General features: G+C 59.1%; 9 protein-coding genes. 8 read left to right on the forward strand and 1 reads right to left on the reverse strand.

Going from position 1 to position 11,086, the window contains the following annotated elements:
* Positions 1–27: 27 nt before the first annotated feature.
* The gene (gene polA, locus ABX749_RS08460; RefSeq protein WP_372895594.1) at positions 28–2,832 is read right to left on the reverse strand and encodes a DNA polymerase I; all 2,805 of its coding nucleotides are present in this window, start codon (positions 2,830–2,832) and stop codon (positions 28–30) included.
* A gap of 398 nt (positions 2,833–3,230) precedes the next feature.
* On the opposite strand from polA, the gene ABX749_RS08465 reads away from it, so the two are divergent.
* The 8 genes from ABX749_RS08465 to ABX749_RS08500 all read left to right on the forward strand — a co-directional run bounded on the left by ABX749_RS08465 (position 3,231) and on the right by ABX749_RS08500 (position 10,921).
* Positions 3,231–4,343: an SPFH domain-containing protein gene (locus ABX749_RS08465; RefSeq protein WP_372895595.1), complete on the forward strand. Its 1,113-nt coding sequence runs from the start codon at positions 3,231–3,233 to the stop codon at positions 4,341–4,343.
* Between the two features lie 215 nt (positions 4,344–4,558).
* Positions 4,559–4,969 (forward strand): S-adenosylmethionine decarboxylase, encoded by a 411-nt coding sequence (locus tag ABX749_RS08470; protein WP_145209426.1) that lies wholly within the window; start codon positions 4,559–4,561, stop codon positions 4,967–4,969.
* Complete coding sequence (locus ABX749_RS08475; RefSeq protein ID WP_372895596.1) at positions 4,966–6,519, forward strand: DUF4178 domain-containing protein; 1,554 nt, start codon at positions 4,966–4,968, stop codon at positions 6,517–6,519. Before ABX749_RS08470 ends, ABX749_RS08475 begins: the two co-directional genes overlap by 4 nt.
* Positions 6,520–6,714, forward strand: a complete 195-nt coding sequence (locus tag ABX749_RS08480) for a hypothetical protein (protein WP_372895597.1) — start codon at positions 6,520–6,522, stop codon at positions 6,712–6,714.
* Between the two features lie 16 nt (positions 6,715–6,730).
* Positions 6,731–7,006, forward strand: a complete 276-nt coding sequence (locus ABX749_RS08485) for a DUF350 domain-containing protein (protein ID WP_372895598.1) — start codon at positions 6,731–6,733, stop codon at positions 7,004–7,006.
* Positions 7,003–8,538: a polyamine aminopropyltransferase gene (locus ABX749_RS08490; RefSeq protein ID WP_372895599.1), complete on the forward strand. Its 1,536-nt coding sequence runs from the start codon at positions 7,003–7,005 to the stop codon at positions 8,536–8,538. Before ABX749_RS08485 ends, ABX749_RS08490 begins: the two co-directional genes overlap by 4 nt.
* Complete coding sequence (locus tag ABX749_RS08495; RefSeq protein WP_372895600.1) at positions 8,535–10,172, forward strand: flavin monoamine oxidase family protein; 1,638 nt, start codon at positions 8,535–8,537, stop codon at positions 10,170–10,172. The genes ABX749_RS08490 and ABX749_RS08495 overlap by 4 nt, the downstream gene beginning before the upstream one ends.
* A gap of 230 nt (positions 10,173–10,402) precedes the next feature.
* Positions 10,403–10,921 (forward strand): histidine phosphatase family protein, encoded by a 519-nt coding sequence (locus tag ABX749_RS08500; RefSeq protein WP_372895601.1) that lies wholly within the window; start codon positions 10,403–10,405, stop codon positions 10,919–10,921.
* The last annotated feature ends 165 nt before the right edge of the window (positions 10,922–11,086 follow it).

Raw genomic sequence — 11,086 nt, forward strand, 5'->3', positions numbered from 1 at the left:
CCACTACGATTGGGCTGAGGCGGAATCTTAGTGCGCTTCCAACCAGTTCGATCCGGTTCCCATTTCGACGACGATCGGGACCGTCATCGGCAGCGCGGTTTTCATGGCGTTCTCGATGACCGGCAGCACGTCGTCCTGTTCGGCTTTCCATAAGTCAAACACCAATTCGTCATGCACCGTCAGCAGCATCTTGGTCTGGAAGCCGCCTTCACGCAGCGCCCGGTGCACTTTGACCATTGCCAGTTTCAGCATGTCGGCCGCGGTGCCTTGAATGGGGCTGTTCATCGCCAAGCGTTCGGCTGCCGAGGCGCTGCCGCGTGACTTGCTGGTGATGTCTCGGACGTAGCGGCGGCGTCCGGTCTTCGTCACCACATAGCCGTGTTCTTTGGCAAACGCGATCGTCTCGTCGATGTAGCGTTGGACACCCGGGTATTTCTCGAAGTAGTTCTTGATCAATTCGCTCGCTTCGGCGCGGGGGATGTTCAACCGTTGCTGCAACCCGAACGCGCTGATGCCATAGATGATGCCGAAGTTGACGGTTTTGGCTTTGGCACGCATCTCCCGCGTCACTTCATCCGGTTCAACTTTATAAACCTTGGATGCCGTCACGGTGTGAATGTCTTCACCGCCCACGAACGCGGCGATCATCGATTCGTCGCCGCTCAGTTCCGCCATGATCCTCAGTTCAATTTGTGAGTAGTCGGCCGACAGGATCAGATGGTCTTCGTCGCGGGGGACGAAGGCGGCACGGATTTCGCGTCCGCGTTCCTTTCGCACTGGGATCGTCTGCAGGTTCGGATCATTGGACTGCATGCGTCCGGTTGCCGTCCATGTTTGGCTGTAGTGCGTGTGCAGTCGCCCGGTTTCGGGGTTGACCGCCGCGGGTAGTTGGTCCACGTACGTCGATTTCAGTTTGCGAGCGTTACGATAGTCCAGCACATCGCGGACGATCTCGTGTTTTCCCGACAGCCGTTCCAACTCGGCTTCACGGGTGGAATATTGCCCGGTCGCGGTCTTCTTCGGATTGTCTTCCAGTTGCAGTTCTTCGAACAAGACGACGCCCAATTGTTTGGGGGAGTCGACATTGAATTCGTGGCCGACGGCAGAAAAAATCCTCGCCTGCAAGTCATCGATTTCGGCTTGCAAGACGTCGGAGTATTTCGCCAGGGAGTCCGTGTCCAACGTGATGCCGTTGTATTCCATGTCGACCAAGACTGGGACCAGCGGGCATTCGACTTCGTCGCAGACTTGCTGCACGCCGCGCTCGATCGCCATCGGCTGCAGGATCTTGGCGATTTGCAGGGTGACGTCGGCGTCTTCGCAGGCGTACTCGGCCAGTTTTTCCAGCGGAACGTCCGCCATGTTTTTCTGTTCGTCGCCTTTTGGGCCGATCAGGTCCGACGTCGGAATCGGTTTGTAGTTCAAGTACAACTCCGACAGCGAGTCCAGCCCGTGTCGCATCTCCGGTTCGGTCATCGTGTGGACCAGCATGGTGTCGACCAACGGCGCGCGGACCTCGATGCCATTCCATTTCAATAGCGAGATGTCGTACTTCAGGTTGTGCCCGATTTTCGTGACCGATTCGTCGGCAAATAAATCGGCGAACTCGGCCAGCATCATCGACCGCTCGTCGGGGTCTTCGGGACAGACGACGTAGTATGCTTCATGCGGTTTGATACTGATCGCGATGCCCAGCGGGACGGCGGTGCGTGGATCCAGTCCGGTGGTTTCGGTGTCGAAGCAGAACGCTTTTGCTTCGGTCAGTTGTTTGATCAGCTTGGTGCGTTCTTGCTTGGTCGTCAGCGTGTGGTAGGTGTGTGCGACTTCGTGGATCGATGTTTCGTCCGACGGTTCATCAAACAGAGATTGTTGGATTTGCGTTTCGCGTTTTTCGCGGGCGACGGCGGATCGCGCCGAGGCGACCGAGAACGACTTTCCAAAAACTCGTTTGCCGATCGTCTCGAATTCCAATTCGGTCAACAGCTCGCGCAGTTTTTTGTCGTCACGTTTTTGACGGGCCAATGCATTGATGTCGATCTCGGTCGGCACATCCAACAAGATGGTGACCAGGCGTTTGGACAGCAGGGCGAGTTCGGCGTTTTCCTGGACGCGCTCCTTCTGTTTGCCTTTCAGTTTGTCAGCGTTTTCAAGCACGCCTTCGATGCTGCCGTATTCGGCGATCAGCTTCTTGGCGGTCTTGGGGCCGATGCCGGGGATGCCGGGAATGTTGTCACTGGAGTCGCCCATCAGCCCCAGCACGTCGATGACTTGATCGACACGCTGGATCTCCCATTGCTCGCAGACTTCCTTGACCCCCAGGATTTCCGACTCGCCACCTTTTCGTCCCGGTTTGTAGACATGGATCTGGTCGGTGACCAATTGGTGATAGTCTTTGTCGGGCGTGACCATCCAGGTTTCGAAGCCTTGGTCGGACGCCTGGTGGGCCAGGGTGCCGATCACATCGTCCGCTTCGTAGCCGGGCATGCGGATCGTTTTGATATTCAAGGCGTCAAACAGTCGGTCGATCCAGGGCAGTTGGCTGGCCAGGTCTTCCGGCATCGCGTCGCGTTGGGCCTTGTACTCCGGGTAATCGATGTGCCGCTGGGTGGGCTCGGAGGTGTCGAAGGCGCAGGCGATGTGCGTCGGTTCCTCTTTGGTCAGGATGTCGGTGATGGCATTGAGCATCCCGAACACGGCGGAAGTGCATTGGCCGCCGGAAGTGAATCGCGGGCTGCGGATGAGCGCGAAATGGGCGCGGTAGGTCAACGCCATGCCGTCGAGCAGAAACAGCTTCTTGGTCGGCGAGAAGAGGTTGGGAGTTTCGTCGGCCATGCGAAAGTCTTTAGTGAGAATAGCGTGGGAAAGGTGAGAATGTACGCTGGTGTGGCGTCGTTCGATAGATCGTGGTCACGCCGCCGAGCGACGGAGAACTCGTGGGGAAATAGGACGCATGCGACAGATAAGGCCCATGAGTCCTATTTGTCACATTGGTCCTATTGTCATCCAGGATTTCACCTCTGCGGCAAAGCCCCGTTGAACGAGCGGATCTTTCAGAAACCTGCCGTGGCGTCATCCGTCGGCGTGCATCGCGGGGGGCAATTTGCTAGAGTAACGCCACTCGTCGTTTTCTGCGCCTGGACGGTCGTCCGTTTTGGGCCGATGTTTTTGGAGCTGATTGGGCGAAGTGAAAACGGATCGCCTCGACTAACTTTTCTCTACCAGGAATTGCTATGGGATTGTTTGACAGGTTGCGCCACGAACTGATCGACATCATTGAGTGGATCGACGACTCCAATCATACGTTGGTTTGGCGGTTTCCCAGGTACAACAACGAAATCAAAAACGGCGCACAGTTGATCGTGCGTCCGGGCCAAATGGCGGTTTTGGTCAGCGGCGGCGAGATCGCCGATACGTATGGTCCCGGGCACTACGAGCTCGAAACCAAAAACATGCCGATCCTGTCGACGTTGCAGGGTTGGAAATACGGCTTTGAAAGCCCCTTCAAGGCCGAAGTGTATTTCGTCAGCACCAAGCAGATCACCGATCTGAAATGGGGAACGCCGAATCCCGTGATGTTGCGAGATCCCGAGTTCGGCCCGATCCGAATTCGCGCTTTCGGCACCTACGCCTTGCAAGCGGTCGAGCCGAAAGCGCTGTTGCGGGAGATCGTTGGAACCGACGACGACTTCCAGTCCGACGAGATCACCGATTTGATGCGTTCGATGATCACCTCGGCCTTCTCGCAGGCATTGGCGGATTTGCAGATTCCCGCTCTCGATCTGGCATCACGCTATCGGGAACTCGGTGACACCATTCGGGCACGTGTGGTCGAACAGATTGATGACGAGTACGGGTTGGATTGCCCGCAGTTGTTTGTCGTCAACATTTCGTTGCCCGAAGCGGTCGAAAAGGCGCTCGACACGCGGACCAGCATGGGCGTGATTGGCGACATGAACAAGTTCCAGCAATACCAGATGGGCAACGCCATGACGGCGGCGGCGGAAAACTCCTCCGGCGGTGGCGCCGCCGAAGGCTTGGGGTTGGGGATGGGCATGGCGATGGCCGGTCGAATGATGGGCGGCGCGATGGGAGCGACTCCCGCAGCCGGCCCCGCGGCGGCACCCCCGCCTCCTCCGGCAGCTTGGCACGTCGCGGTCGCCGGGCAAACAAAAGGTCCTTTCTCCCTCACGCAGCTTTCCAGCGGCATCGCATCGGGCGAAGTCACCAAGGACACCATGGTCTGGACCGCCGGGATGGAAGCCTGGTCGGCCGCCGCGACCGTGCCCGCCTTGGCTGGGCTGTTCGTTTCCCAAACACCCCCTCCGCCACCACCGCCGATGTGACCCCACTCGTTCCCGGGCTCCGCCTGAAGGAGTTGGCGGAACGGCGCGAGTCCGGTTCCACCTCGAAAGACCGGAAGGCTCGCGCCCTACGGCTAACAAAAAACACCCCGTTTGGAACCAAGGTAGGTGGCATTGGGCTATCCGCCTGCCGGCCGCCATCGGCGTGTGGCGGGAGCCCACTCACTGGCGATCATTTCAAAAGGACTGCATTTCAAGTGGACGAACCACAGCAACGATCGGGGCCGCTCGCCGGATTCACCGGAGGGACGGAATGGATGATCGATGCCTCGGGCTGCGCGGCCGGTGCGCTGCGAGATCTGCCGCGGGTCCAATCGATTTGTCAGCGCGTCGTTGCGGATTTGGGTTTAACGATCGTCGGCCAGCCCACCTTTCACACCTTCCCCGGCCCCGGCGGTGTGACGGCGCTGTACCTGCTAAGCGAATCCCATTTGGCCTGTCACACCTATCCTGAACACGAATTCGCCACCTTCAATTTGTATTGTTGCCGTCGGCGACCCGCTTGGCCTTGGCGACAGGAACTGGAACGCATGTTTGAAGCCCGCGATGTCGTGGTGCGGCAGTTGAATCGTGATCTTCGATTGACGCGGAAGGAATCGCTGCGATGAAACGCCTGAACACGAACTGCCCGGCCTGCGGCGGACCGGTGGAATTCACCACGGGGTCTTCGCTGGTCACGGTGTGTGAGTTCTGTCACACGGCGGTGGGACGCGCGGATCGGGACATCAAGGACTACGGCAAAGTCGCCGAGGTCGGTGATCCGGCTTCGGGGTTGGCTCGTGGGATCACCGGCAAGTGGAACAAGAAATCATTCACGATCACCGGACGGGTGCGTTACCGTCACTCCGGCGGCGGGTCGTGGGACGAATGGTACTTGGCGTTCCCCGGTGATCGATGGGGCTGGCTGGCCGAGGCCCAGGGGAAGTTTTCATTGACGATGCAGCGAAAGTTGACCGACAAGTCTCGTTTGCCGGATTACGACGGCATCCAGCTGGAGCAGAAAATCACGCTCAAGGGTGTCGAACTGACGGTCCGCGAAAAGGGCGTCGCGGTGGCCGAGGGTGCCGAAGGGGAACTGCCTTGGGAATTCCACCCGGGCGCCGACCATCTGTACGTGGATTTGTACGGTGCGAACAAAGCGGTCGCGACGTTTGAGTACGGCGACGGCAGCGACGATGCCGAGCAGTCGGCCTACTTGGGCAGCGAAGTCACGCTCGACGAGCTTGGCATCAGGCTCGATTCGTTGGACCCCGACGCCGGCAAGGTCCGTGTGGATTCGCTGCAATTGAATTGCCCCAAGTGCGGCGGGACACTGGCGCTACGAGCTCCCGATGAAACACTGCGGGTCGCTTGCCCGAACTGCACGTCGATCTTGGACGCCAAAGACGGAAAACTATCGCTGTTGCAAACGCTGCATCAGAAGAAAGTCAAGCCGCTGATTCCGCTCGGCAGCGTCGGCGATTTCGGCGGCAAAAAATACACCGTCATCGGCTTCATGGAACGTTACGCCAAGTACGCCGGCCGAACGTATCCGTGGACCGAATATCTGTTGTACAACCGCGAAACCGGATTTCGTTGGCTGGTCTGCAACGACAACCATTGGTCGCTCGTCGCACCCGTTGACGAGCCGCCCGTCTCGATCGCTGATTCTGCGACGTACGACGGCGAAACGTTCAAGATCTACGACCGGGGAACAGCCTACGTCCGTTACGTTGTGGGCGAGTTTTATTGGAAGGTCACCGTCGGCGAGCAGGTCTACACGTCCGACTACATTGCGCCGCCGCGGATGCTGTCTTGGGAACGCAGCGGTTATGGGAAGTCGCAAGAAGTCACGATTTCCGAGGGGCACTACATCACCGCCGACGAGCTTGAGCAAACGTTTGGCGTCAAAGATTTGCCACGTCCCTGGGGCGTCGGCGTGATCCAGCCGCGGCCGACACCGGGGGCCAGGTTTTGGCTCGCTTGGCTGGGATTCATGTTCTATCTGTTTTTCGCTTACGCCGTGATCGGTCGGGGCAAAGCCGACGGATGGCTCTTGTTCTATGCCTTGGTAGGCGTCACGCTGGTCCCGGCCGTGGTGATGGCGTATCTGCACAACTTTGAAGTTCGGCGCTGGAAAGACAGCGATTTCAGCCCCTACGCATCCTCGGATGATTAAATGAAAAACACAGTGATGGTCGTGTATCTAACCATGGGGTTCGTGATTTGCGGTTGGTTCACCGCCGCCGCGGCATTCAGCTGGAGGGCGCCCAATTTCGGGATCGCCAAGGCGCTTGAAAGTAGCGGTTCCGGCAGTGGCGGTTACTACGGCGGCGGTCGCTCGTTCGGTGGTTCATGGGGAGGAGGGAAATAACATGGAGATGACTTCGATGAAAGTTTTTGATTTTGCAATGCCGTTAGCGCAAGACGTGCAAGACATGGCAGCCAGCCCGATGCAGTTGTTGGTCGCCCATTTGATTGCCGCCGTCGTTTTCTCGCTCGTCGGGATCGTGGTGTTCGGCTTGTGTCTGTTGTTGATGGAGAAGCTGACTCCGTTTTCGATCGTTCATGAGATCGGCGAGGAACACAATCAGGCGTTGGCGACGATCGTCGCTGCGATCGTGTTGGGCATCTCGATCATCATCGCCGCTGCGATTCTAGGATGATCGATCGCGCGCCGAACTACTTGCTCTATTTGAACGTGCTGGTCATCGCGACGTGCGGGTTGATCTACGAGCTGTTGGCCGGCACGTTGGCGAGTTATCTGCTGGGCGACAGCGTGACCCAGTTTTCATTGGTGATCGGAGTTTATCTGTCGGCGCTCGGTGTCGGATCGTGGCTTTCTCGGTACGTGGAAAACCGAGTGGCGCGGACTTTTATCGAGATCGAAATCGCCTTGGCCTTGTTGGGCGGTCTGTCGGCGCCGTTGCTGTTCGTCGCGTTCGCCCAAATCACCTGGTTCAGGATCTCGTTGTTCGGATCGGTGTTCGCCATCGGAACGCTGGTCGGGCTGGAGCTGCCGCTGTTGATGCGGATTCTGCGCGAGCACTTGGACTTTCGTGAACTCGTCGCGCGGGTGCTGACGTTTGACTACATCGGCGCGTTGCTGGCGTCGGTGTTGTTTCCCGTTTTACTGGTGCCGCGTTTGGGGTTGGTCCGGACCTCGTTGCTGTTCGGAATCCTGAATGCCGTCGTCGGCGTCTGGGGGACGTATCTGTTGCGGCCGCTGCTTTCCAGTCGCGGGCTCGGCGCGCTGCGGGGACGCGGATTCTTGGTGATCGGTTTGTTGGTGGTCGCATTCATCAAAGCCGACACGCTGACCGACTGGACCGAAGAGGCGATTTTGGAGAACCCGATCGTCTATTCAACGCAGTCGGATTTTCAACGGATCGTGGTGACGCAGCGACAGGGCCATTTCCAATTGCACCTCAACGGTCATCTGCAATTCAATTCGACGGATGAGTATCGCTATCACGAATCATTGGTGCACCCGGCGTTGACGATGGTCGATGACGCCGAGCATGTGCTGGTGCTCGGGGGCGGAGACGGATTGGCGGTCCGCGAGATCCTTCGCTACGAGAAAGTGAAAGCCGTCACGCTGGTGGATTTGGATCCGGCGATGACCCGCTTGGCCACCGATTACCCGCCATTGGTCGAGCTGAACGGACACGCCTTGGCGGACCCGCGGGTGACCGTCGTTAATCGAGATGCGTTTGTGTGGGCGGGCGAAGGCGAAACCAAATTTGATGTGGCGGTGATCGATTTTCCCGATCCCGGCTCGTACTCGGTCGGGAAGTTGTACACGACGCGGTTCTTTCAATTGCTGCGTCGGCGTCTCACCGATTCGGCGATCGTGTCGATTCAGTGCACGTCGCCGCTGGTGGCGCCGAAGTCGTATTGGTGCATCTTGAACACGATGCAAGAGGCCGGGTTTGACGTGCGTCCTTATCACGCCGCAGTGCCCTCGTTCGGCGTTTGGGGGTTCGCGTTGGCGGGGGTGCAGCCGTTGTTGGCTGACAGCGATGGCGGTTTTTTGATTCACCATCCGCTGCCGGAGGGATTGCGTTTTTTGGATTCCAAAACCATGGTCGCCATGTTTCAGATGCCAGCCGACTTGGTGCCCACCGAAACGACCGTCAATCGCTTGAACGATCAGGTGTTGGTTCGGTATTACGAGCAAGAATGGGGGGCGATGTGAGTGATGCACAGGCCGATTGCCCGACTCGATGGACACGTCGCGAGTTGCTCGCCTACCTTGCCGGCGTGCCGCTGACCGGCTTGGTGGGTTGCGGTCTGCGCGATCGGTTGTCGTTTGACGGGCAGTTGCTCAGTCCCGATTATTCGATCCCACACCGGTTGCGAGATGGCTGGCGACCGCCCGAGGCGACTGGACCGCCAGAGGTGCATCGTGTGGTGATCGTCGGTGGCGGCATCGCGGGCTTGTCGGCAGCCTGGCAATTGCAGCGTCGCGGGATGGAAGATTTCGTGGTCTTGGAGTTGGAGGGTCAGCCTGGGGGGACGTCGCTAAGCGGGGAACGGGCCGGCTTTCGATTTCCTTGGGGCGCCCATTATGTCCCGGCACCGATGAAAGAAAACGAACCATTGGTCGAACTGTTTCGGGAGCTGGGGGCGATCGTCGCGGTGGCGGAGGATGGCGAGCCTGTTTTTGCCGAAGATGCGCTCTGTCGCGAGCCCGAGGAACGCGTGTTCTATCAGGGGCGTTGGATCGACGGGCTGTATCCACATGTCGACGCGAGCGACGACGATCTCTCGCAGTTGGAACGCTTTCGCCAGACCATGCGAGATTGGTCGGCGCGGCGCGATCAATCCGGGCGACGGATGTTTGCGATTCCGATGTCGCGCGGGTCCAATGAGGACGTCGTCCGCCAGCTCGACACAATATCGATGGACCAATGGATGCAATCGCAGGGATTCACCTCGCCGCGTCTTTGCTGGCTGGTCGATTACGCTTGCCGCGATGACTATGGACTGACGATTCGGCAGACCAGTGCCTGGGCCGGTGTGTTTTATTTTGCGTCGCGACTGCGGCCGGGCAGCGCGGAGTCGCAGCCGGTGATCACTTGGCCGGAAGGCAACGGACGGATCGTCCGGCATCTGGCCGATCGGTGCGGCCGACGGCTCCGCGGTGGGCATGTTGTCACAGCGATCCGCGATGCCGGCGCCGCGGGCGTGCAAATTCGTGCGTTTGACACGCGATCGTCGACGACCGTGGATTTTGTAGCCGAAGACGTGGTTTTTGCCGCGCCGCATTTTTTAGCACCCCACCTCCTCGTCGACTGGAAAGCCAGCGGACGGACTTTGACGTCGTTTCGGTACGGCGGCTGGGTGGTCGCCAACGTCTTTTTGGATGCCAGGCCCCAGGAATCCGGTCGCGAGATGAGCTGGGACAACGTCATCTATGACAGCCGATCACTCGGCTACGTCACGTCGACCCATCAGACCGGCAGCGACCACGGGCCGGCGGTGTTGACGTGGTACCAGCCGATGTTGGACGAGGATCCACGGGTGTCGCGGGCGAAATTGATGCGACTTTCGTGGCGTGACTGGGCGAGTGTGGTCGTTTCGGATCTGCGCAAAGCCCATCCAAATATCAATTCCTTGATCCGGCGAATCGACGTCATGCGTTGGGGGCACGCGATGATTCAGCCGCGCGTGGGGTTTGTCTGGGGTGACCAGCGGCAGGCGGCGGCCGAGTCGCTGGGACGCATCCACTTTGCCGGCACCGATTTGAGCGGTGTCGCGCTGATGGAAGAAGCGTTTGATCGCGGCGTGCAGGCCGGCGATCGATGCCTGCTCTCGTCGGTGGGATAGGCTTCCAGCCAGTCGGTCTCGCGGGATGGGCTGCCGCGTTCGTCAACGTTTAAACAACGAGCCTGGAAGCTTCGCGTTCGCGTTTGAGGGCATGGCGCCGGCTGGGAGGTAGCGAGCACCGCTCCGATTCTCGATGATGATGCCACGGCGGCAAAGCGATTGCTTCAGTCTGGCCGCACCAACACACCAGGCCAAACGGGCGGGAAACGATGACATCTCAGTTGATATTGATGAGGCACGCGAAGAGCGATCACGACGACCCGGCGCTGTCGGACCACGATCGACCGCTTGCCAAACGTGGCCGGCGTGACACACCCAGGATGGCCGATTGGCTCGCCGAGCAGGATTGCGTTCCGGACGTGATCCTCTGTTCTTCGTCGGTTCGGACGCGAGAGACCGCCGAGTTGTTGCTGGATCATTGGGACAAGAAGCCCGTGGTGGTGTCCTGTGAGGATTTGTACTTGTCCAGCCCCAACACGATGCTGGAAATCATCGGCAGCGGACACCGTGATGCGGCCAGCGTGATGGTGCTGGCGCATAACCCAGGAACCGCCATGTTGGTGTCGATGTTGGCCAATCAGTCGCTGGAAATGGTGACGGCGGCGGTGGCGATTTTTGACGTGGATGATTGGTCCGCGCTGGGGCAGGCGAACTTGTCCGACCATGCACCGCTCTCGCACCTGACGAAACATTTGGCTACACAATGCAGTTGCAAACTCACGCACTTTGCCAGCCCCAAGACCATTTGACTTTGAATCTTGATGAACGGATTCGCCGCCTGGCTGATTTTCGCGATGGCGCTCGTCGGCCACGGTGGGTTGCACATTGCGATCTACAATCGGGTCAACTGTCTCGGCTGGCCTCGGAAGACGATCAAGCGAATCGTGAAGTTCTTTCTGTTCACGACGTTTGCG

The sequence above is a fragment of the Stieleria sp. genome (assembly GCF_041595215.1).
Taxonomy (GTDB): domain Bacteria; phylum Planctomycetota; class Planctomycetia; order Pirellulales; family Pirellulaceae; genus Stieleria; species Stieleria magnilauensis.